22 protein-coding genes are annotated in these 23,412 nt (G+C 37.2%); 13 read left to right on the top strand and 9 right to left on the bottom strand.

Annotation, left to right across the window (positions count from 1 at the left end; translation table 11 throughout):
- Positions 1–112: 112 nt before the first annotated feature.
- On the top strand, positions 113–541 hold the full coding sequence (locus tag ACIQYS_RS03180; RefSeq protein WP_402974773.1) for a MarR family winged helix-turn-helix transcriptional regulator: 429 nt from the start codon (positions 113–115) through the stop codon (positions 539–541).
- 76 nt (positions 542–617) lie between these two features.
- Here ACIQYS_RS03180 and ACIQYS_RS03175 read toward each other — a convergent pair whose 3' ends face one another.
- The 3 genes from ACIQYS_RS03175 to ACIQYS_RS03165 all read right to left on the bottom strand — a co-directional run bounded on the left by ACIQYS_RS03175 (position 618) and on the right by ACIQYS_RS03165 (position 3,090).
- Positions 618–1,055, bottom strand: a complete 438-nt coding sequence (locus tag ACIQYS_RS03175) for a universal stress protein (RefSeq protein ID WP_402974770.1) — start codon at positions 1,053–1,055, stop codon at positions 618–620.
- A gap of 51 nt (positions 1,056–1,106) precedes the next feature.
- Complete coding sequence (locus tag ACIQYS_RS03170; RefSeq protein WP_402974892.1) at positions 1,107–2,468, bottom strand: DHA2 family efflux MFS transporter permease subunit; 1,362 nt, start codon at positions 2,466–2,468, stop codon at positions 1,107–1,109.
- A gap of 61 nt (positions 2,469–2,529) precedes the next feature.
- Entirely contained in the window at positions 2,530–3,090 is a 561-nt protein-coding gene (locus ACIQYS_RS03165) for a TetR/AcrR family transcriptional regulator (RefSeq protein WP_402974767.1), read from the bottom strand.
- A gap of 273 nt (positions 3,091–3,363) precedes the next feature.
- Here ACIQYS_RS03165 and ACIQYS_RS03160 point away from each other — a divergent pair, with 273 nt between their 5' ends.
- The 6 genes from ACIQYS_RS03160 to ACIQYS_RS03135 all read left to right on the top strand — a co-directional run bounded on the left by ACIQYS_RS03160 (position 3,364) and on the right by ACIQYS_RS03135 (position 9,121).
- Entirely contained in the window at positions 3,364–3,930 is a 567-nt protein-coding gene (locus ACIQYS_RS03160) for a DNA-3-methyladenine glycosylase I (RefSeq protein WP_402974764.1), read from the top strand.
- Between the two features lie 142 nt (positions 3,931–4,072).
- Entirely contained in the window at positions 4,073–4,543 is a 471-nt protein-coding gene (locus ACIQYS_RS03155; RefSeq protein WP_402974761.1) for a DinB family protein, read from the top strand.
- A 204-nt stretch (positions 4,544–4,747) separates the two neighbouring features.
- Positions 4,748–5,125 (top strand): PH domain-containing protein, encoded by a 378-nt coding sequence (locus ACIQYS_RS03150; RefSeq protein ID WP_402974758.1) that lies wholly within the window; start codon positions 4,748–4,750, stop codon positions 5,123–5,125.
- A 227-nt stretch (positions 5,126–5,352) separates the two neighbouring features.
- Positions 5,353–6,291, top strand: a complete 939-nt coding sequence (locus tag ACIQYS_RS03145; protein ID WP_402974755.1) for a hypothetical protein — start codon at positions 5,353–5,355, stop codon at positions 6,289–6,291.
- A 326-nt stretch (positions 6,292–6,617) separates the two neighbouring features.
- Complete coding sequence (locus ACIQYS_RS03140; protein WP_402974752.1) at positions 6,618–7,250, top strand: class I SAM-dependent methyltransferase; 633 nt, start codon at positions 6,618–6,620, stop codon at positions 7,248–7,250.
- A 263-nt stretch (positions 7,251–7,513) separates the two neighbouring features.
- Positions 7,514–9,121 carry a thiamine pyrophosphate-binding protein gene (locus tag ACIQYS_RS03135; RefSeq protein ID WP_402974749.1) on the top strand — a complete coding sequence of 536 codons (1,608 nt, stop codon included), beginning with the start codon at positions 7,514–7,516 and terminating at the stop codon, positions 9,119–9,121.
- A gap of 54 nt (positions 9,122–9,175) precedes the next feature.
- On the opposite strand, the gene ACIQYS_RS03130 is transcribed toward ACIQYS_RS03135, so the two are convergent.
- The gene (locus tag ACIQYS_RS03130) at positions 9,176–10,009 is read right to left on the bottom strand and encodes a TetR/AcrR family transcriptional regulator (RefSeq protein ID WP_402974744.1); all 834 of its coding nucleotides are present in this window, start codon (positions 10,007–10,009) and stop codon (positions 9,176–9,178) included.
- Between the two features lie 100 nt (positions 10,010–10,109).
- On the opposite strand from ACIQYS_RS03130, the gene ACIQYS_RS03125 reads away from it, so the two are divergent.
- Entirely contained in the window at positions 10,110–13,196 is a 3,087-nt protein-coding gene (locus ACIQYS_RS03125) for an efflux RND transporter permease subunit (RefSeq protein ID WP_402974740.1), read from the top strand.
- Between the two features lie 599 nt (positions 13,197–13,795).
- Here ACIQYS_RS03125 and ACIQYS_RS03120 read toward each other — a convergent pair.
- Entirely contained in the window at positions 13,796–14,854 is a 1,059-nt protein-coding gene (locus ACIQYS_RS03120; RefSeq protein WP_402974736.1) for an LLM class flavin-dependent oxidoreductase, read from the bottom strand.
- A gap of 121 nt (positions 14,855–14,975) precedes the next feature.
- Between ACIQYS_RS03120 and ACIQYS_RS03115 the strand changes: the two genes are divergently transcribed.
- Positions 14,976–15,323 (top strand): winged helix-turn-helix transcriptional regulator, encoded by a 348-nt coding sequence (locus tag ACIQYS_RS03115; protein WP_402974733.1) that lies wholly within the window; start codon positions 14,976–14,978, stop codon positions 15,321–15,323.
- Between the two features lie 151 nt (positions 15,324–15,474).
- Complete coding sequence (locus tag ACIQYS_RS03110) at positions 15,475–16,734, top strand: MFS transporter (protein ID WP_402974730.1); 1,260 nt, start codon at positions 15,475–15,477, stop codon at positions 16,732–16,734.
- Between the two features lie 46 nt (positions 16,735–16,780).
- Here ACIQYS_RS03110 and ACIQYS_RS03105 read toward each other — a convergent pair whose 3' ends face one another.
- Positions 16,781–17,989, bottom strand: a complete 1,209-nt coding sequence (locus tag ACIQYS_RS03105; RefSeq protein ID WP_402974727.1) for a YhgE/Pip domain-containing protein — start codon at positions 17,987–17,989, stop codon at positions 16,781–16,783.
- Between the two features lie 175 nt (positions 17,990–18,164).
- Here ACIQYS_RS03105 and ACIQYS_RS03100 point away from each other — a divergent pair, with 175 nt between their 5' ends.
- Both ACIQYS_RS03100 and ACIQYS_RS03095 read left to right on the top strand, forming a co-directional pair.
- Positions 18,165–18,587 (top strand): MarR family winged helix-turn-helix transcriptional regulator, encoded by a 423-nt coding sequence (locus ACIQYS_RS03100; RefSeq protein ID WP_402974724.1) that lies wholly within the window; start codon positions 18,165–18,167, stop codon positions 18,585–18,587.
- 17 nt (positions 18,588–18,604) lie between these two features.
- Entirely contained in the window at positions 18,605–19,783 is a 1,179-nt protein-coding gene (locus tag ACIQYS_RS03095) for an MFS transporter (RefSeq protein WP_402974720.1), read from the top strand.
- Positions 19,784–19,839: 56 nt separating this feature from the next.
- On the opposite strand, the gene ACIQYS_RS03090 is transcribed toward ACIQYS_RS03095, so the two are convergent.
- Positions 19,840–20,136 (bottom strand): YiaA/YiaB family inner membrane protein, encoded by a 297-nt coding sequence (locus ACIQYS_RS03090; protein ID WP_402974889.1) that lies wholly within the window; start codon positions 20,134–20,136, stop codon positions 19,840–19,842.
- Positions 20,137–20,275: 139 nt separating this feature from the next.
- Between ACIQYS_RS03090 and ACIQYS_RS03085 the strand changes: the two genes are divergently transcribed.
- Positions 20,276–20,542, top strand: a complete 267-nt coding sequence (locus tag ACIQYS_RS03085; protein ID WP_402974884.1) for a YqhV family protein — start codon at positions 20,276–20,278, stop codon at positions 20,540–20,542.
- Between the two features lie 275 nt (positions 20,543–20,817).
- On the opposite strand, the gene ACIQYS_RS03080 is transcribed toward ACIQYS_RS03085, so the two are convergent.
- Positions 20,818–21,597 (bottom strand): ABC transporter substrate-binding protein, encoded by a 780-nt coding sequence (locus ACIQYS_RS03080; RefSeq protein WP_402974717.1) that lies wholly within the window; start codon positions 21,595–21,597, stop codon positions 20,818–20,820.
- 193 nt (positions 21,598–21,790) lie between these two features.
- Positions 21,791–23,293: a DHA2 family efflux MFS transporter permease subunit gene (locus ACIQYS_RS03075; RefSeq protein WP_402974714.1), complete on the bottom strand. Its 1,503-nt coding sequence runs from the start codon at positions 23,291–23,293 to the stop codon at positions 21,791–21,793.
- Positions 23,294–23,412 lie beyond the last annotated feature (119 nt).

Here is a 23,412-nt window from a genome sequence, read left to right as displayed (position 1 = left end):
ATTTAGTTTACAATTTTATTTTACGTCAATTTCGCTTAATTGTCAATTTAGTTGACAATTTAAGGGAGGTTTTATATAGTAGGTGTCAAAGAAATATATAGGAGTGAATTGGTTGGATTTAAAAATAGAAAACTTGGATTTGATTGATGTGTTAAGCGAGCGACATCTTCAACTTAGAAAAATAACGGAGAAACTATGGAATGATAGCAGTGCTATTTATTTGTCGAATTCTGAGTGGTTCATCATGTCAAGAATCTATAAAAAGCAGCCTACTATTGCGTTTGTTACCAAACATGTGGATATTTCCAGGCAAGCTACACATAAATTCATAAAAAGCTTGGAGGCTAAAGGACTAGTTGAAATTAGTAATGCGGAACATAACAAGAAAGATAAGTGCATTAGGTTAACCAAATTAGGGGAAGAATGTTATGAAAAAAATGAATCATTAAAGGCGAATTTAGAGAAAGAAATTGCCGAAAAGATAGGTCCCGAACAGTTAAAACTTCTTAAAGATTTTCTAAAATTGGATTGGGGATTATAGTTTCTAATAACCTAGAACATAAAGCGAAAGAGCGTGTATGAGATTTATCCTCATACACGCTCTTTCAAAATTTGCTTCATTCGGGAGTACGAACAATTAGTACATCGCATGTTGCAGAACGTACAATAGCTTCTGAAACGGATCCGATTAAAAATCGTTCTACACTATTAAGTCCTGTAGCACCACAGATTATTAAGTCAGCATCGACTGATTTTGCAAGCTCTTTCGTAATGATCGTTCTTGGAGAACCATGTTCGACTACTATCTTTATGTTCTCAAGACTTGCAGCTTCCGCCTGTGTCTTGTAGCCATTTAAAAGTTCCTCTGAACGTTGCTGCGCGCTTTCCACACTCGAGCGTTCATAAGCTTCGAAGGCACGAGTATCGATTACGTTTACTATGTTTAATATGGAATCTTGGTTACGTTTTGCAACATCGATTGATTTACGAAATGCGTATTCCGCTTCTTTTGAACCATCTATAGCTACTACAATACTTTTATAATGATTTGCCATTTGTCTAATCTCTCCTTCTAGTAGATTTTCGTGCCTTCATTTAAGATTTTATTATTGATGATTGGGTTTTTTCAGGAAGAAAGATAGTACAACATTAAATATGGCTAATATTAAACCGATTGTGAAGACTAGTGACGATCCCACAGCTGCTGCTTGTGGCAAGTCATTCGCAGTTGTTGCTAAGTAACTTCCCCGTGTTGCTGAGAAAACTGATACCAATACTGCAATACCAATAGCGCCAGCTACTTGTTGGATTGTTTGAGTGATCGCAATTCCATCTGGATAGTATTGTTTAGGAAGAGAATTTAGCGTATTTGTTTGTACAGAAGCAAGAACTGCTCCAATGCCTAACATCATGATAATATGCGTTACCGCAATCATCCATATAGCTGTTTCTGTACTAAATTGTGAGTATAATACATAACCAATAACTACTAAAATTGTTCCAGGTGTAATAACTGCTCTCGGACCATATTTGTCAAATAAACTACCAATCGTTGGAGCTAATATACAGTTAAGTAAGCTACCTGGTAGAAGGATAAGACCTGTTGCAAAAGCGGCCATTAATAAAGCCATTTGCATATACATTGGTAAAATGACAAGCATTGACATCATATTAAAAAACGTAATAAAACTCATTACGACGCCAAGAACAAATAGTGGGGTTTTAAATGCTCTTAGATTCATCGTAGGTGTTTCCATTTTTGTTTGACGAATCGCAAAAATAATGAGTGCTATCAATCCAATGATGATTGTTCCTAAAACCGTTGCACTTGTCCAGCCGTGAACGCCAGATACACTAAATCCGTATACAATACCACCGAATGCAATCGTCGAAAGTATAACAGATAGTGCGTCAATCGAAACCTTACGTACTTCGTTCACATTCGTTAAATATATTTGTCCGAAAATAAGAGAAAACAGTAAGAAAGGTACTGTAACCCAGAAAATCCAATGCCATGATAATGTATCTAAAATAAGTCCTGCTACAGTTGGGCCAAGTGCAGGTCCAGCTAACATAACTAATCCCATGAGTCCCATAGCGCCACCACGTTTATTTGGAGGGAAGATGGTAAAAATAACATTTTGCGTTAAAGGTAAAGTAATGGCTAATCCTGCAGCTTGAATAATACGTGCCACCAATAAAATACTAAATGTTGGTGCTACTGCTGCTAATATTGCACCTATAAGAGCTAACAATATAGCAGTCATAAACATTTGTCTTGTTGTAAATTTTTGCATCAAGATACCTGTTACTGGTATTAAAATACCTAATGTTAGAAAATATCCTGTCGCTAACCACTGAATGGTTGTGGGATCGGCACTGAATATTTTACTTAATTCTGTAAAGGCAATATTTAATGCCGTTTCACTAAAAAGTCCGACAAATCCTGCAACTAAAAGAGCAGCCATAATCGGTCCGGTTTTAATTTGTTGTTGATTTGGAATTGCGTTGGTTTGTGTATTCACTAATTTAAAACTCCTTCAATAAATTTGGTAGTACATGTAAAATAACTTTCAGTGGTTCACTTGTTTTATCTGTTAGACAAAGCATTATCCCACCTTCGATAAATGCCGTTATCATAAGCGCAATGGAAGCAGCATTTTCTGGTGAAAAACCATCTTCTACTAACTTTTTAATATAAATTCCTTGAATTTTTGCGTAAAGGTCTGAACGCGTATTACGAACTGGTTCACTTAGGGATGCCATTTCACTAACAATGCTGCTAAACGTATAACCACTAACCGTACCTTCTCGTTCAAAGTTTTTTACTAATTTTTCAATCATCGCATAAAGGGCTTCCCCAGTAGTTTGATATTGTTTGAAAATTACTTCGATGTCCGTAGTAATTGCTTGATCCATTGACTGAAGACAAGCGATGAGTAGTTCTTCTTTTCCATTCGTAAAATGATGATAAAGCGCACCTTTTGTAATATTGCATGCATTTAATATTTCATTTACTCCTACGCCCTTATATCCTTTCTGTTGAAAAAGATTTGTCGCGATGTAGATTATCTGCGATTTAGTATCCATTTCCGTAGTACCACCTCTCCATACCAACCGGTCTGTTTTAATATAACAAAAATAAATCGTCTGATGTAAGTATTATTTTTACTGTTTAAACTACGAATTCAAAATTTGGACACATTAAAACAAGGTTATTCGGTACTTAATTAATTTGCCAATTGGTGAATCAATTTAATGATATAGAACATATGTGTGGTATAATCGAAGCCTAATAAGCATTTATTGTTTTTTTGACGTAATGTAGATTTTATAAATAATAGAGAAATGGGAGGATCGCAAATGACTGAGCGATGTGCGTGGGTAGCAACAAAAGAACCCTTATATATAGAGTATCACGATAAAGAATGGGGAGTTCCTGTATTTGATGATAGGTTATTATTTGAAATGTTGTGCCTAGAAGGTGCACAAGCTGGACTTAGTTGGTGGACAATTTTACAAAAAAGAGAAAATTACCGAAAAGCGTTTGATCATTTTGAGGCAGAAAAAATTATTTATTATACAGAGGAAAAGTTGCAATTATTAAGGGAAGACACTGGTATTGTGCGCAATAAGTTGAAAATCCAAAGCGTCGTAACAAATGCAAAGGCGTTTTTGAGGATTCAAAAAGAATATGGTTCATTTTCGAATTATATATGGAGTTTTGTAAACAATGAACGAGTGGTTAACCATTGGAAAACAGGAAAAGAAGTTCCCGTTTCAAACGAAGTAAGTGATAATATGAGCAAACAGTTAAAAAAAGATGGCTTTAAATTTGTAGGTAGTACCATTTGTTACTCCTATATGCAGGCGGTAGGAATGGTGAATGATCATACATTGAATTGTTTTTGTCACTCTTCCCAATCATAATGTCCCCATTCCACATGTAACGTTAAAATAATTTAGGATAGTGTTTAAAATTATGTGTAAAAAAGGGAACGTTACAATTTGCAAACTATTTAGATAATAGCTACGATAGAAATGAGAAAAAAATAAATTAGGAGTGATATGTGTGTATCGTAAAGTAGAGGATTTTGTAGAAGACTGGACAATTTCAGCAGCGGGAACACTAAATGTGATTAAAGCAATCACAAATGATAAATTAGACCAAGCGATAGAAGAAGGACATAATACGCTCGGTTGGCTTGCTTGGCATTTAGTAGGTGCTGCAGGAGCTTACGGTCATTTTGCAGGTCTTCAGATTCCAGCACCTGGACGCGATGTACCAGTACCAACTGATGTATCTGAGATTGTGCAAGCTTATGAAAAGATGGTAGAAGCATTTAAAGTAGAGGCAGCTAAGTTAACGGATGATATGCTACTAGAAGAAGTGAATGGATTTGTTGGACCAACATTGCGTGGGAAACATTTACGTGGCTTAATCGACCATCAAACGCATCATCGTGGTCAAATGACAGTATTACTACGTCAAGCTGGCTTAACTGTTCCTGGTGTTATGGGGCCAACAAAAGAGATGCAATAATAGTTCCCTGCGCCGCAAATAATTCTAAATAGCGTGTGAATTTTGCGGCACAGGGAACACACTAAAGTGCATTATTTAAAGGAGCACGCACGAAATTCTCCACTCCATTTGACCACTTCTTCTGCATTAATCTTACATATTAAAATGATTAGAATGGACCAACAAAATAGGATAAAAAATAAATGAACAAAAGGAGAGATGAAAATGGGATTCTTAGATGGTTTAATGGGAAATGCATCAGAGGTAGAACTGGATAAAGTCGAGCAAGAACTAAGGGATTTACTAGTTCCATCTGAAAAAGTAGAACATGCGTATAAGCTTATTCGAGATTTAATTGTTTTTACAGATAAACGACTATTACTCATTGACAAGCAAGGGATGACTGGTAAGAAGGTGGATTATCACACTATTCCATACAAAAGTGTCGTACATTTTTCGATTGAAACAGCGGGTACTTTAGACTTGGATGCCGAATTGAAAATTTGGCTATCTGGAAGTGCGGCACCGATTCAAAAGAAATTCAATAAATCATTGAACATTTATAAAGTACAAAGTGTACTAGCATCGTATGTTTTGAAATAATGTCGTAGAATTAATTAATCAAGATGAACGATTGTCACTTCCCGCGTAGAAAATAAAGGCTGTTAAACCTAGATGGGTTTAACAGCCTTTTATGTTATCTGTGTCACATGAAATTCGAAGTGATTCAAAGTAGTGGCGACGAGTTACTCTGCGTCAATCAAGGGACACTTATCTTTTTTTGTCTATGGAATATGCTATAAGCAATAGAAGATAAGGGGAGTCGTATAATGAGGTTTATGAAGCGTTTCAGATCTCAAAAGCATGATGATAATAATACTACCATTTATGTAATGGGAGCAGTAAGACAAAAACAAACGTTGGACCAACATGAAAACAAAAAGGAAAAAGAAACACTCCAACAGATAGATGCTGAAAAATATTTCCGCCCATCTCGTCGTTCCATTCTGAATCATAGGCTATTTGATTATCACTTTTTCAATCCCTATTATGGAAAAACCTATAATGAAATAAGTCTGCCACAGTCCTTATTAGATACACCGGAAAATGCAATCCTCCATTATTTTAGCATTTTACGAGATGCTGAAAACTTAACAGAACAGCTTATTGGAGGGTGCGGCACAGTAGGATGGGCAAAGATACCATTTCCAATTGCGTACAATTTCTTCACGGAAAGTTATAAACAAAAAATGCCCTATACAACGTATCTTGCTTCTTTCGAAGGCATTGGTCATACAAACTTGATTAAATTATATAAACTCCCCAACCAAAAAGCCGACCAACCAATTCGATTTTTTATCGAACTTGAAACGATAACTGGGACGGCAACAGGTGTTTCCGCTTTCGAATATCATTACGGTACTATTTCCATTCGAAAAGAAGACGGGCTATACAAAATAGATAACATCAACTTGATAGGAGAAGACTTTTTATGTGCAGCTTATCATGGCTGGCGTCAGCAAGGAGAGGATGTTGTCGATGTGGAATACGGTGGATGGTGCAAACTCATTAAAACTAGATTGCCAACGAAAAGAGAAGATTATGTGAAATTTATTGATATAATCGGCACGGATGGAAACGATTATCGGTTCGTTTTCGTTCAATTAACGAATGATACTGATGTGTTGGTCTCTCAATTAATAAAAAGAAAGCAAGGTACATGGGAAGAGAAGAAAATAGATCCAACTAAATGTGTAGAAAAACAATGATGAAGAATATTAAACTTAATCGGAAAGAAATGAAATAATTGAAACTGATTGATAAACTAGTAGATGCCTTATTAAACAGAAGTTATGAATTTTCATATGTCTAGAATAGGAATATAAAATATATGTGGCACAAGAAATACTCTCAAATTGAAATAATACTGAAATTTCTATATAATCTATTTAACAAGGAAAGGTGGGATTTTGATGAAAAAGTTCAAGTTAAATAATCATAATCAAACGGTAAGCACAAAAGAGGATATGGCTATTAAGTAATTACTTAAATGTAGTGAATGCTCGATAGCCAATGGTTAATAGGAGGAGCGTTCATGCTAAATCAACAAGGATTTAATTTGTGGGCTGATGGTTATGATAAAACCGTACAGCTCAGTGAAGAAAACAATCAATATCCGTTTGCTGGATATAAAGCTATCCTAAGTACAATTTTTAATGAAGTCATGCAAAAAAAGGAATCATCTATTTTAGATATTGGATTTGGTACAGGTGTGTTAACGACAAAGTTATATGAAAAGGGCCATTCAATTGATGGGTTAGACTTTTCATCTAAAATGATTGAAATCGCCCAATCTAAAATGCCAAAAGCCAATCTAATTCAATGGGATCTTTCAAATGGATTACCACCTACAATTGCAAATAAAAAATATGATGCTATTGTAAGTACGTATACATTACATCACTTCACAGACGAAACGAAAGTACAGCTAATAAAACAATTGCTGACATTGCTCGCTACTTCGGGAAAAGTATATATTGGTGATATCGCGTTTGAAACGGAAAAACAATTAGAAGTATGTCGACAAAACAGTATGAATCATTGGGACGATGAAGAATTCTATTTTATTCAGGAAGAGTTTAGTAACCTACTTGAACCTTATTGTCATATAGAATTTTATCCTTTATCGCATTGTGGTGGCGTATTTATCATTTCTCCTAAAATATAAATAAACAAACGGACGTTTATTCGATTGTGGATAAACGTCTTTACTTTATAATAAAAAACTATCTTACCAACATATTCGCAGCGATTATCTCATTGGAACAATTGTATGAAAATGTTAAAAAATATGCCGAATTGTCGAATTCCAAGTAAGTTCCAATAACCCTTCACTAGAGAAAGCTTATGGCTTGATCAGTATGTTTAGCTTGTTCTATTTAGGGAAAACTTCCAAATAAATAGATGGTTAAAAGGAGAGATAATTTATTTATGGGTAAAACTGTAGCTGAGACGATTTTGGATCAATTGTCCCTTTTAGGGGTCAAGCGTATTTATGGTGTCGTTGGAGATGCAATCATAGGGTTATTGGATGCACTTGCCAAACAAGAGGCGATCCAGTTTATTCCTGTGAAGCATGAGTCTGTTGCAGCATTTATGGCTTCTGCAGAAGCTAAGTTGACGGGAAAACTTGCGGTCTGTACAGCTACGATGGGACCGGGAGCAACCAATTTGCTGAACGGACTTGGGGATGCCTATTCGGATAAAGTTCCTGTACTCGCGATAACAGGACAAGCCCCGCTAAGTAAAATTGGTACAGACTATCAGCAATATGTGGATCAACAGGAACTGTTCAAGCCATTTGCAACCTATTCAGCAAATCTTGCAAGTGAAGATGCTATAGTGGACCTGCTTCAAAAAGCTGCTCAAACATCGCTTCAGCAGCGTGCCGTCACACATCTGTCTATACCAAAAGACTTGTTTCAGGTAGAGACAGCTGTGAAGGCTCGTGCTCTGCCTACAGTAATAGAAGGAACAGCCTCTTTCCAAACGGAAGATTTAAAAGAAGTTGTGACCGTGATGAACACAGCAAATAAGCCAATTATTCTTGCCGGAGCAGGTGCAAAAAAAGCAGCTACTGTTATTGAAGAACTTGCTGAAACTTGGGGAGCGGGTATTCTTACTAGCTTGGGTGGTAAAGGATTGTTTCAAGAATCTACACCGTGCCTTCTTCAAGGAATTGGAGAAGGGGGAAATCCTTTTGCGGCAGAAGTTTTCAAAGAAGCCGATGTTGTCCTCCTGGTAGGAGTTACTTGGTGGCCGGAGGGGTACGTGCCTAAAGATGCTCGGATTGTTCAAATTGACACCCACTTCGCAACCGCTCATAAAGGAATTCCAACAGAGCTTGGGGTTAATGGTAAAGCAGAGCAAGTGGTACCGCTGTTGCTACAAAGTTTAGGAGACTATAAAAAAAATTCTGAATGGAAGACGAGAATTGAGGAAGCAAAAGAAAAATGGGCTACCCAGAATGAGGAGGAAGGACAGATCGCTGGTTCTCCTATCCATCCTTCTCGCATCGTTCGAGCAATTGAACGAACAGTTGCAGAAGATGCGTTACTTACATTAGATACAGGAGATATAACGGTATGGATGAACCGTAATTTTCGCCAAAGTCGGCAGTCAGTCCTATTTTCCGGTTATTGGCGTTCGATGGGTTTCGGTCTTCCAGCAGCCATCGCAGCAAAACTTGAACAGCCCGAAAAACAAGTTATCGCTGTAGTGGGAGACGGAGGTATCCAAATGACATTGGCTGACCTCCTAACTGCAACCCGCTACCATCTTGATATTACTGTCCTTGTATTTAATAATGGGGCACTCCAGATGGAGAGTGACAAAATGCAAGCGGTGGGAGCTAGGGAGGAAGGAACCCAACTAACGAACCCGAATTTTGTCCAAGTGGCTGAGGCTTGCGGATGGACCGGATTTCGTGCCGATACGGATAGTGAATTGGAATCGATTCTAGGGGATGCTATACGAACTACTGGCCCGGTATTGGTCGATATCTATACAGCTCAAGCATTTTTTCCGGAAACTGAGTGAAAATATACTTATAAAAAAAGGCAGAATGCTAAATGCGTTCTGCCTTTTACTATTTCATAAATTAAAGTAACTGCGAAGTAAATAAGAGATCCATTTACAATGCGGATGATTTCGTATATTTTCGATTAGCCCTTTAATAATAGCGGGACTCAAGGTTGGTTGGAGAAGTTGCTGCTTGAGTAAGATTAGTGATTCTTTCTCAATAGACTCCTCGGTTTCCTCAATCTTTTGTGCAATCATTTCAAGTAGCTGTTCTTTTGTTACTTCCTTTTGAGCTGGTAATTCGATCAATTGGATAAAATCTTCTGATATAAATGCAATCGTTGCATGTTTAGCAAGTAAGTTGGTTTTTTCGACAAGTGATGCAGATAGCAATTTCAAGTCGAGTGGAGCATTATAAAATAGTAGGAGCTTGGAATAATTACTCATCAATCCTTTAATACAATAAACTAAATCATATTTTGTATGGATGATTTCTTCCCCGTATAATCGTTCAACCATGGTTAAAGTAACTTTGTCCAATAATCTATCGTATATATGCATTTTTTCAATCAGTTCTTTTTTATGAAATGTTTGAGCTTGTTCATTCATAAGAATTTTGGCGAAATCTGAATGTTGAACAAAAGATTGAAATGTCGTGTGGTAAAATTTAAATAAAAGTTCATCATTATTTGCATTTTTGACCTGGTAGTCAATATCGGAGATGAATTGTGTCATAAAATAGTCGATCAATGACAAAATCAATTCGTCTTTTGACTTGAAAGATAAGTAAAATGCTCCTTTAGAAATACCGCAATGCTCTGTTATTTGTTGAACCGATGTCGTTTCAAATCCTTGTTTAGCAAAAAGATCTAAGGCTTTTTCCATTATTAGTTGTTTTTTATTCATTTTAATTGTATCGCTCCTAGGTAATATCGTTGACAATTGACCGATTAGTCATTAGTATAATTAACGGAGCTAGATAAGTCAATTTAGGGTAGGTGTAAAAGTGAAAGGTTTAGTTAACTTTGTATTAAAGAATAAGTTGGCGGTATGGTTACTTACGATTATTATTACAGTATCCGGTATTTATTCGGGTACACAAATGAAAACGGAGACGATTCCGGATATTTCGATTCCATTCCTTATGGTAATGGATGTATATCCAGGGGCAACTCCTGAACAAGTAATGGAAGATATATCGATGCCGCTAGAAAAAGCGGTAGAGAACTTAGAAAATGTGAAATCCGTCTATTCTAATTCATACTCCAATATGGCAAATATTCAAGTAGAGTACGAGTATGGGATAGATATGGATGAAGCAAAGCGTGCGTTGCAATCTGCATTAGATGCAGTGACTTTACCAGAAGGTGCACAAGCGCCAACAATTACTGCAATTAGCATGAACATGATGCCGGTTGTTGCATTAAGTGTAAGTAGTTCTACAGAGGATATCGTTGACTTAACGTCAACAGTAGAGGATCTATTACTTCCAAAAATCCAAAAAATTGATGGGGTTGCATCTGCTACTATTACAGGTCAACATATTGAAGAAGTTCAGCTTACGTATAACAAAGATAAAATGGCTGAACTTGGTTTAACAGAAGATAATGTAAAACAAATGATTCAAGCGAGCGATTTAGCTGTTTCATTAGGGTTGTATGAGTTTGAAGAAGGCGAACAAGCAGTAGCGATAGATGGTAAGTTCATGACAGCGGATGAACTAAAAGAAATGCTAATTCCTGTTACGCCATCAGCAACAAATCCAACACCTTTCGTAAAGCTTAGTGATATAGCAACAATTGAAGTAGTAGGTAAAGTACAATCCGTTTCACGTACAAATGGTGAAAATGCGATTGCTATTCAAATTGTCAAAGGACAACAAGCCAACACAGTAGATGTTGTAAATGCTGTGAAAGATTTAGTAGAAGAGGAAAAGGCAACTATCGATGGGATTGTCATCGATATATCACTGGATCAAGGTGCGCCAATTGAAGCTTCGATTAGAACGATGATTGAAAAAGCGTTATTTGGTGGTTTAATCGCAGTATTGATCATTCTTTTATTCCTACGTGATTTCAAATCTACTATTATTTCCATTGTTTCAATTCCAGTTTCTATTTTCATGGCTTTACTGCTATTAAACTGGATGGATATTACGTTAAATATGATGACGTTAGGTGCCATCACGGTTGCAATCGGTCGTGTAATAGATGACTCCATTGTCGTAGTGGAAAATATTTATCGACGTATGCATTTAAAATCAGAGAAGTTAACAGGACGAGCACTAATACGTGAGGCAACGATTGAAATGTTCAAACCAATCATGTCTTCCACATTAGTAACAGTTGCGGTATTTGCGCCACTCATTTTCGTTGGTGGTATGGTCGGTGAATTGTTCATGCCATTCGCATTGACGATGACATTTGCGCTCGCTGCATCATTAATTGTAGCGATTACAATTGTTCCTGCTTTATCGCACTTCTTGTTTAAGAAAAAATTATATAGCGAAAAAACAGAAAGTAGCCATAAAGAAGCAGGCAAAATGTCGAACGGCTACAAAGGTATTCTTAATTGGAGTTTAAATCATAAAATTATTACTTCTCTCATCGCTATTGTTCTATTGGTTGGTAGTGTGGCACTAACGCCATTAATCGGTTTTAGTTTCATGGGTAGTGAAGAAGAAAAAGTGATGTACTTAACATATACACCAGAAGCTGGCGAGTTGAAAGAAGATACATTAGCAAACGTTGGGGTAGTTGAGGAAGAATTATTAAAACGTGATGATATTGATATCGTTCAACTATCTATAACGGATAGTAGCGATCAGATGTCAGCGATGATGGGTGGAGGAGCAGGCGGTGCATTAATGTACCTAATCTTTGACCCTGAAATGGAAGATTTCCCAGGAGCACGCACGGAGATTGAAGAGTATGTATTTAACATTGGCCAAACAGGTGAATGGAAGAGCCAAAACTTCACTTCTATGTCGATGTCTACAAACGAAGTTAGCTATACATTTTACAGTGAAGATTTAGATAAACTGAATGAAGCAGTTAAAATGGTAGAAGGCGTTATGAATGAAAATGCCGGCTTAGAAGACGTTTCTTCCAGTGCAGAAGATGCATACGTAGAGTATACGTTCAAAGTAGCGCAAGATGAACTTCTACAATATGGCTTAACAACAGGTCAAATTGTGATGATGTTAAACCCAAATAAAACACAAGACGTTTTAACGACGGTTGAAAAAGACGGAGAGACGTTACAAGTAATCGTTCAGCAAGAACAAGCTGCGCAACCTAAATCGGTCGATGATATTCTAGCAACGGAAGTACCAACAGCGCTAGGTACAACGATGAAGCTTTCCGAGCTTGTAACGGTAGAGAAAGGTACAACATTAAATACACTTGCTCGCAGCAAAGGGGAATATTATGCAACTGTTTCAGGGACCATTCTAGGGGCGGATATTTCAAAAGCGACATCAGAAGTAGACAAGGCAATTGATAAATTAGACTTGCCTAAAGGTGTTACAGTTGGAACAGCAGGTGCGGCTGCAGATATGACGGAAACATTTACACAACTGATTGTTGCGATGCTTGCTGCAATTGCAATCGTGTACTTTATCCTTGTTGTCACATTCCGTGAAGGTGTTGCACCATTTGCCATTCTATTCTCGTTACCATTTGCAGTAATTGGTTCATTTGTTGGATTATTAATCGCAGGTGAGACGATCTCTGTATCTGTTATGATGGGTCTACTAATGTTAATCGGTATTGTCGTAACGAATGCGATTGTACTTGTAGATCGTATTGTGCATATGGAGCGTGATGGAATGACAATGCGTGAAGCTGTTCTAGAAGCGGGAGGCACACGTTTACGTCCAATTCTTATGACGGCGATTGCGACAATCGGTGCATTAATCCCATTAGCATTGGGATCAGGTGGCGGAGGCGGCCTAATCTCGAAAGGCTTAGGGATTACCGTAATAGGTGGGTTGGTAAGTTCCACTTTATTAACATTGATCGTTGTACCAATCGTTTATGAGATTCTATCAAAACTATTTAAGAAAAATCGTAAAGAAGTAGAAGAAAATTAATAGAAAATCCCTCCAAGGTGATTCGTCATCTTGGAGGGATTTTTTGTTTAAGAATTAATAAAATAAGACATATTGGTAACTTGCAATTACCAAAAAGATAATCTGCAAATTGAGGATAATGCGTCTTAGCAAGTTGAATAAAGTGTCCGCAATGATTTTCGCTACAGGGCGGACGCTTTCCGCGGGGTGAGCGATGAACCTTCACCGACGCTACGCGTGCGCTGTGAAGTTTCATCTGTCTCAACAGAGGAACGAAGGCTATGTGCGCCACATCGTGTGGCACCGCCTTCGTGACCAACACTCCGCTGGAGTCGCCGGCCTTCCGGTTCAATCCATAAAATTTGCTAGTTAACTAGCGTCACTCTTTTAAATTAAATCTTATGTAGCATTTCTTGAAAAAAATCCAATAAATGGTTGAATGAGACATAACATGCTGTGAACGCGACAAACTACCTTCCGAACACGACAAAACACATCTCGAAAGCGATAAACAGGCCGCTGTACACGACAAACCCGAAGATCCTATTCATAAGACGCATTATCCCTAAGAGGCGTTGTAGTCATTGGCTTTTATTATTGTCTTATACACAGGGTATGTACTAATTCTTTGCTGTATATTTTTTAATTGCAGGTAAAATTTCTATCCCGATCAATTCAATATTCTTCATTAATTTTTCAAATGGGACGCCACCAAAATCCATTTGTGCAATGTAACGCTGATGGCCAAATAGCTCATGCTGATAGAGGATTTTTTCAATAATTTGTTGTGGGCTACCGATATTCATGACATCACGTGTGTCTGTTCCTTGTGCAAAGTGCTGCTTTGGATAGCTTCGTCCGTTGATCAACTCCATCCCGGTGTTCACATGGGGATAAGCCTCACTCAACGCCTGTTGTGTTGTCTCAGCAGCATAGAAGAACCCGGCTGTTGCCACTGGAAGAGTCGTTGGATCGAAACCACTGCGCTCAGCAGCTTCCCTATAAGCATCTATTGATATTTTAAAGCTAGTAGCTGGTCCCCCTAGTGTAGCAAGCATCATCGGCACACCAGCATAGCCAGCTTTAATCGCACTTGCAGGTGGTCCTCCTACCGCGCGCCAAATGGGTAACGAACCGTTTTGGGGACGTGGAAGAACTCTCGCATCTTTTAATGGAGCACGGAATTGACCACTCCAATTGATCACTTCTTCTTCATTAATCTTCAGTAATAGTCCGAACTTCTCTTCAAACAATTCTTCATAATCGCGAACATTATAGCCTAGTAATTCGAAAAGTCCTACTCGTGAAGCGCGACCAGCAATGATTTCTGCACGTCCTTTGGAAATCAAGTCAATCGTTGCAAAATCCTCATACACACGAACAGGATCCGATGTGCTAATTATTGTAGAGGAACTGGCGATTTTCAGTTTACTAGTTGCCTGTGCAATTGCTGCTAACACAATAGAATGTGCTTGTGTCGTGAAATACTCTTGATGACTTTCACCAACGCTAAAAAAATCAATGCCTGCTTGCTCCGCTAGTTTTGCTAATTCAATGATTTCGTGAATTCGCTGGCCAGCAGAAACACTTTTTCCTGTATGCGGGTTTGGGATATGATCACCTAATGTATAAAGTCCAAATTCTAACCCTTTACTTTGATCGATACGGTATTTTTCCATGTGTCCTTGCCTCCTCAAATGCTTGTATATTTACAATTAGTATAAACTTCAAACTTACTTAATATAAGTACGCACTTAAAAGTGGTATAGTGTACAAAAAGATACTAAGGAGGTAAGAAATATGGAAATGCAGCCAGAATTATGTCGTGTGGAAGATGCTTTAGGTATATTAGTGGGGAAATGGAAACCAATTATATTATTAACTTTACTGCAAGCTGGTACACTAAGATTCAGTGAGCTGAAACGAAGAGTACCCGGAATCACGCAGAAAATGTTAACGAATCAGCTACGAGAACTAGAGGAAGAAGATATTATCGCTCGGAAAGTATACCCACAAGTGCCCCCTAAAGTAGAGTATTCGATTACTGAATATGGAAAGAGTTTAGAGTCCATTTTAGTTGCGATGCATGAATGGGGAACAGCACATACTTTGCATAAAATACAAAAAAGAAAACAGAACAGCGTGTAAAATAACGAAGAGTCCACTGCCAGGTTGGATTCTTTTTTTGTCTAAAATTATTCCTTGGGAAATAAATTTATCGAAAAATGCAAGAAAATTAAGATATCTGTATGTATAATAAAATTAATTGTAATAATAGAGAAAGAGAGTGTGCGGAATTATGAAACGTGTTCATTATAGTTGGGTTATTTTAGTTGTAACGTTCTTTGCTATTATTGTAGCAGGCATCGTCCGATCATCATCCGGTGTATTTATTGAACCGTTTGAGGCAGAGTTTGGCTGGGGCCGTCCAGTTATATCGTTTGCATTTGCGGTTTGTTTATTTTTATACGGATTTTCAGGTCCTTTTATGGCGGCATTTGTAGAAGTTTTTGGATTGAAGCGGATGATGGTCTATTCGATGATGACGCTAGCTATCGGATTGGCGTTAACTTTTGTTATGCAGACCGAGTGGCAGCTAATTATTATTTGGGGCGTTATGATTGGGGTAGGTTCTGGCTTATTTCTAACTGTTTTAAGTACGCAAGTGGCGAATCGATGGTTTGTAAAACGACGAGGCCTAGCGGTTGGAATTTTGACTGCGAGTACCGCAACGGGGCAACTTATGTTATTACCGGTTTTAGCTGCATTAATTGAGAAGTATTCTTGGCGTTATGCGACGGGTCTTATATTCGTTTTGAGTCTTGTTATGCTCCTTGTCATTTGGTTATTTATGAAAAATACACCGAAAGAGAAGGGAATTTTAGCGTATGGACAGGAAGAGGAAGTGGAAGTATCGATAGTAGGAAATGCAAATCGTAATCCGTTTAAGATGGCTTTACAAAGCTTAGGGGAAGGTTTGCGTGTAAAAGAGTTTTGGTTACTCGCAGGTAGTTTTTTCATTTGTGGACTATCCACTACCGGGTTGATAGGGACACACTTTATCTCCTATTGCATTAGTTTTGGGATTCCTTTAATAACTGCATCTTCCTTACTTGCATTTATGGGTATCTTTGACCTGATAGGTACTACCTTATCAGGTTGGCTTTCGGATCGTTTTGATAATCGTTGGTTATTATTTTGGTATTATCTTCTACGAGGGGTGTCTTTGCTGTTTTTACCATTCGCGCTTGCACAAGGATCTATCACGTGGCTTATTATTTTTTCTGTTTTCTACGGTCTTGATTGGATTGCAACGGTGCCTCCAACAATTGGCTTAACTCGGAGAAGATTCGGTATTGAAAAGAGTGCGATGATGTATGGATGGATAGTGGCTGCTCATCAGGTAGGAGCAGGTGTTGCAGCATTCGGCGGTGGTGTATTATACAATTTGTTTGGTGCATATGATTGGGCATTCCTTCTAGCTGGTGGTTTCTGTGCATTAGCAAGTTTTTTCATTATTTTTATGAAGAAACACAACCCGAGAGAGGAGCTTGCTTAAAATGCATTCGACACCTCTACAGTAGATAATAGAGGTGTTGGAATGATTAAATATTTGCCAGTTCTTTTCGATGTATGCGATAAGCAACTGCTATACAGGATCCAAGAAAAATGATAAAGAAAATGATGATGACTAATAAGGCAGTCCCAAGACCTGCTTGTAATTTGCCATTATAATAAAGCAGTGCCCTCATACCATCCACCATATAGCGAGTAGGTAAAACTGTACTGAAGAAACGGTGGATCAACGGTAAGGATGTTACTGGTACTGCTCCTCCACTTGCGAAAACTCCCATAATGTTAAGGGGGAACATCACTAGCATCCCCCATTTTCCAAATAACAATCCTACTATTTTAAATTGGAAATATAAAGTCATACAGCAGAAAAGTGTAAACAAAAAAATCCACCAAATGCTTGTCGAGTGCGAGCTTCTAAAAAATCCGAAAATCGCTAATTGCAAAATGAAAGCAACCATTAAAGCTAAAATAACTCCTAATAGCAGTTCAGTTACAAGTACTTTCGTGTCAGTTAGCAGATAATCTTTATCTCTAAGTTTTGCAGTAATATTTTTCATATAACCATTAATCATATTCACTCCCATAAGTCCGGAAATGGAGGTGATAAGGACAAGCATAAATGGTGTCATTCCCTTATTAGAGTTCTCTGGAAGACCTAGCACATTTGTCATTGTATATTGAATAGGCGCATCCATTAGGAAGGCGATATTCGGTGAAAGCAATATATTGTTTTTTAGTAAATCTTCTTTGAGATGCTTACTAATATCGCTTGAAGCGACAGTAGCAACAGATTCCAACGCATTAGTCGCTATCGCTGTTGTCGACAAACCTCCTCCCTCATTTATTAATATTTCTAGCATAATCGGCTTTCCTTCTGTTTTTCCTGTCATTAGGGCATGATGTAAATTTGTTATACCATCGGAATAATTCGCAGGAATTATCAAGGCACCAAATGCTTGGTTGTCTTTTAATTCTTTTACTGCGGTCTCCTTATTGGGTACAATTCTCCAGTTAAACGTATGTCCATTTTGTGCTTGAATGAGATGATCTCCAATTTCTTTGGCTGTAGCTAAAGAGGATGTGCCTGTGTCTTCATTCACAATAATTAGCGGGAAATTAGTTAGTCTTTGCGAGGGACCGCCAAATACAGGTAAATAAATACTGATCATGCATAACATAAGGAATGCAATCATCCAGATTGGCGTCCAAGTAGTTTTTATTTTTAATAGCCTTTTCAATGCTACATTCCTCCTCGATGAAGTAAGCTCGTAGCGAGATTCCCTTATGGTTGTTAAATGTTAGTATGTGATGAAAAGTGTATTTTATTTATTCGTAAATGGGGTAGACAATTTTATCCGATATATTGTATACTATTAATTAGTTTCACTAACTAATTAAATGGAAGGTGATTTCATGGAATCGTATAAGCTACTTTTTAATGAATATATAAAAATGTACCGACCATATGTTAATCAATTGAATGTACTGCTGACAGCATTTAATCTGACTACTGCCCAATGGTCTATAATATATTTCATTTTTAGAGAAGGAGCAAAGACAATTGGTGACATTTCTCTTTATCAAAACGTAGAGAAACCAACCACGACGAAACTGGTACAAAAATTAAGCGAACTTGGTTATGTAGAAATTCATGCTGGAAATGATAAAAGAGTAAAAATTGTTCAATTGTCAGAAGAAGGGATGAAAGTATATGGTCAAGTGCGAGAAAAAATTGACCATTTCCAAAAGGGCTTACTGGAAGGTATATCCGAGGAGGAACAGCTGATTGTTGCTCGAGTTTTAAAAGATATCTCCGGAAAACTAAACTACAAGTAAATAAAGGATGAGAATAGATGGAAAAAGAAAAATTATGGACGAAAGATTTTATATCTATATCAGTCGTAAACTTTGTCTTGATGTTATCGATGTATTTGCTATTAGTGACGATGGCAACATATACGACTGAAACATATAATGCTTCGGCAAGTACTGCTGGATTGGTTGCTAGTATTTTCATAATCGGTTCATTAATAGGACGATTATTTGGTGGTAAACAGATTGCAAAGATAGGTAGTAAGAAAATGCTTATAACTGGGATTATTATATTTAGCATTGTGACGCTATTTTATTTTATCCCGACTAATATTTATGTGTTAATCCTTATTCGCCTGTTACATGGAATTGGAGTGGGTCTCGCTACTACTGCAACCGGTACAATCGTATCACAAGTCATTCCAACAAGTAGAAGTGGAGAAGGGATCAGCTATTTTAGTTTAAGTGCAGTATTATCCACTGCTATTGGACCGTTAATTGGTCTTGCTTTAATTGGTTCTTTTGGTTATACGAGTATGTTTATATTTTCGTTAGTAATGGGGATTATTAGTTTAATCATTGCACTCCCTGTTAAAGCACCACTAATAGAGTATGTAGCAAACTCAGAAAATAGAGGATTTAAGTTCGCAAACTATTTCGAATCAAAAGCGATGCCAGTATCGATTGCTATGTTTGTAATGGCATTGGCTTATTCAGGTATCTTATCGTTTATCACGACATATGCCGCAGAAATTGACCTAGTAAAAGCAGGGAGTTTTTACTTCCTTGTTTATGCAGTAATCATATTAATTTCCCGACCGTTTACTGGGAAGATGTTGGATAATAGAGGTGGGAATAGCGTTGCTTACCCAGCAATCATACTATTTGCAATAGGGATGTTACTACTTAGCCAAACGCATACTAGTTTCATTTTCTTGTTGGCAGCTGCGTTTATCGGGTTAGGTTACGGTAATTTTCAATCTACTACCCAAGCGCTAGCTATCAAAGTGACACCACCACACCGAATGGGACTGGCGAACTCCACGTATTTTATTTTCCTAGATTTGGGTCTTGGATTAGGACCTTTCCTATTAGGTTATTTAGTTCCTGTACTCGGCTATAGAGGGTTATATTTATCTTTAGTTGTGCTCATTGTGATTGGAATCTTCATTTATTATGCGCTGCATGGTAGAAGAGACAAGGAGATTCTTCAATCTTAAAATAATCATACAAAAAATCCTGTGTAAAAAGTATACACAGGATTTTTTAATAGTTGCTAAGATTCCTTGGAATTCGCAGGAACTCTCACACTGTTCATTTGCCGCTCTTGCTCTTGTTCTGCAATAATCTCATTATCCTCGGCATTATCACGTGTGACTTTTTGTGTAAGTATTGCCCCTACGGCTACCAAAAGCATGACAGCTATATAATATCCTTTTTCATTAAGCTCTAAATTATCTGCATTATAAAGTCCAATGCTGAACATGAAAACACCTGCAAATAATGTGAAGTAAGCTAATACAGTAAATGCAATTGTATTGCGTTTCCTATATCTCTTTTGATTCGTTTTAATCTCTCCTCTTTCGTTTATTCCTATTATATGAATGCAATGAAACGACAATTCACTAATTGTTGAAAGCCGCACTGATAAAAGTGGATAAGCATGCATACAATTTAGATAAGGTAAATAATAGGGAAGAGGGTCGTGGATACTGATTGAAAAAGCACTTCTTTTAATTATCATATTGAGAGTATTTTCAGGGAGTATTGATATAGCAGCTGCGATGTTCATGTTAAAATTTAATGATTTAGAAAAAGCTTTTTATATCAATACCTTATTAGCTTTAGTAGGTCCATGTATTTTAATCATTACGACAGGAATCGCTCTATTTGGACTAGCTGAAAAGATTTCTTTAACAAGAATGATTTGCCTCTTTAGCGGAATTTTACTCATTCTTTATAGCTTAAAATCGAATTGAGCATATTATTTGATCGCCCTATTTAAGAATATTTTAGCTTAATAAATAGCAGTTTTCTAAACTCAAGCCACCTTTCAAACGATTGGTGGTTTTTTCGCATTTTGTCTGGTAATCGTCAAAATCGAGTAGTATCCTTCATTAGTTGTACCTTTCCAAATTGAGCAGCACAAATGGAAAAAGTAAAAGCTTCGGCTTGCTCAAGGTTATCGAAATCGTTTATATCAAAAAGATTTGTTTTAATAAATAATCGTCGTTGTCCAGGTTCTGTCACCTTTCTAGATAAGCTCGACTAATTCTTTCAGGTATGATCCTGCTATTTCCATTCTAGATCCATACCAGAACATCTCACCTTCTACTAATACGATTTTGGTGTTTGGCAGAAAGGCTTGAAATTCTGCTATATGTTTTTCTTTAAAAGGAAATGGCTCAGAAGCGAGAAAAAGGACATCAAGATTTGTATCTGCAAGGCTCTCTTTTGTTACCGCAGGATATCTCGATTCTTCTTTTGCAAAAGGATTATGAAAACCGAGTGTATGTAGTACATCATTAATATAAGTAGTTCCCCCAACGACCATATATGGCTTTCTCCAAATTGCATAAGCAGCATTTTTACTCTGTATGTATGGAGAAGGGAATACTGCTTTAACAGAGTCAATGAGTTGCTCTGCTACCTGCTCCTTATTTGTCAGAAACCCCAGTGTCTGGATAAATCGATAGGCCTCTTTAATAGACTGAACTTCTAAAACGAAAACAGGCGCAATTTCTTCTAATACTTGTACGATCTCTTCTGTATTTTCTTCTTTTTCAGCTAGAATAAGATCGGGCTGTAGTGCTCGTATTTTTTCTACGTTTACTTCTTTTGTTCCTCCGATAATAGGTACGTTTTCGACAATCCCTTCAGGAAAAATACAATATTTAGTGCGGCCAACTATTTCATTTTTAAGACCAAGTGTAAAGAGCGTTTCCGTAATCGCCGGACAAATAGAAACGATGCGTTTTGGTGTAATGGATACGTTTACTTGTCTCCCAATATGGTCCGTTATTAGTTTTGTCATCGAAATTCCTCCTTATTCGTATATACCCGCCATGCTATAACATTCGATGGAAGAGGTAGGTTCTCCTTTAAACGTTCCTCTGTAAGGGAAAAATAAACCACCTCTCTACTAGTCTAATAGAGAGGTGGTTTGTCTTACATAAATATATTTTGTGTATTCATTATTGTCCCTAACACCGACAGGGACATAAAAACTACTCAGCGAGCATTTCCTTTTCTACTTGTTTTGTCGCAGCTTTTCCTCCAGTAGTTCGCTTGAGGAACAGTGATAGAATGAATGCGACAACCGCAATACCGGTAGAAACTAAAAATGCATCATTGATCCCGGAAATTGTAGCCTCCATTGTTACATGTTGTTGCAATTGTTGTAAAGCTTCTCCTGTTGGCGTAGTTGTTGAATTGGCCATCGCTTCCGCCATCATTTCTTTCACATGCGTTAATGTGCGATTAGACATAATTGTTACAAGTAAGCTACCGCCAATAGCACCAGACACTTGTTGAATCGTATTATTCATAGCTGTGCCGTGTGGCGTTAATTTAGCTGGTATTTGATTTAGACCATTTGTCATAACTGGCATCATTACCATTGAAATACCTAACATACGAACCGAATAGAGTACAATTAGATGTGTATATCCTGTTGAATCCGTTAGCTGGCTAAATAAGTATGTTGTAACAATGACAATTGCTAAGCCTATATACGCCAATACTTTAGGTCCGAATTTGTCGAATATTTTACCGGTAATTGGCATCATGATTCCCATTATTAAAGCACCTGGTAACATCAGTAAACCAGAATCCATCGCGGAAATTCCACGAATATTTTGAAGGTAAATTGGCATTAGCAGCATAGCAGAGAACATGGCAATACTTAATGTAACTGAAATGGCAGAAGATAGAGCAAACATTGGATACTTATATACTCTAAAATCTAACATCGGTTCATTCATCTTGAGTTGTCGGACGATTAGTGTAACTAATGAGATTACCCCAATAATAATAGTTAAGTAGACACTAGGAGCAGACCAGCCATTATTTCCAGCCGAACTAAATCCATATAAAATACCACCGAAGCTTAAAGCAGATAAAATAACTGATAGGACATCGATTTTATCATTATTTTTTTCCTTTTTATCGCGTAATTTGAAGAATCCTAAAACCCACACTAAAATCAAAACAGGAATCATCATTAAAAATAACACTGACCAATCGTAGTGTTGAATAATCCAACCAGATAATGTTGGACCAATGGCAGGTGCGAAAATCATAACAATCCCGAACATTCCCATTGCAGAACCACGTTTTTCAGGAGGGAATGTTGTAAACAATACGGTCATTAATAGCGGCATGATTAATGCTGCTCCCGAACCTTGAATCATACGTGCAGCCAATAAAACTGGGAAGTTTGGTGCAAATCCCCCGATTATAGTACCAATTGTGAATAATCCCATGGCAGTTAAGAACAAGCGTCTTGCCGTAAATTTTTTTATTAAAAATGCAGTAGTAGGAATTACAATCCCATTCACTAACATATAACCAGTCGACAACCATTGTACGGTAGAAGGACTAACTTCAAATTCGTTCATAATTGCAGGTAAAGCTACATTCAATAACGTATTACTTAATAGAGCAACGAATGCTCCGGTCATCAATATTGCTAACAAACCATAAGAAGGTTTCGTTTGTTTTTCAGACATATAGTATTCTCCTTTTATTCTTTTAGACTGTCAGTTCAATTTTGAACAGTTCGTTTAACAAAATTTATAATACTCCATTGAAATCCAATTAGCAAGAAAAATATACTTGTAGTATAAAA

Source organism: Psychrobacillus sp. NPDC096426 (assembly GCF_044762745.1).
In the GTDB taxonomy this organism is placed as follows: domain Bacteria; phylum Bacillota; class Bacilli; order Bacillales_A; family Planococcaceae; genus Psychrobacillus.
The sequence above is the reverse complement of the archived record's forward strand: the minus strand, read 5'-3'. Positions and strand labels throughout refer to the sequence as shown.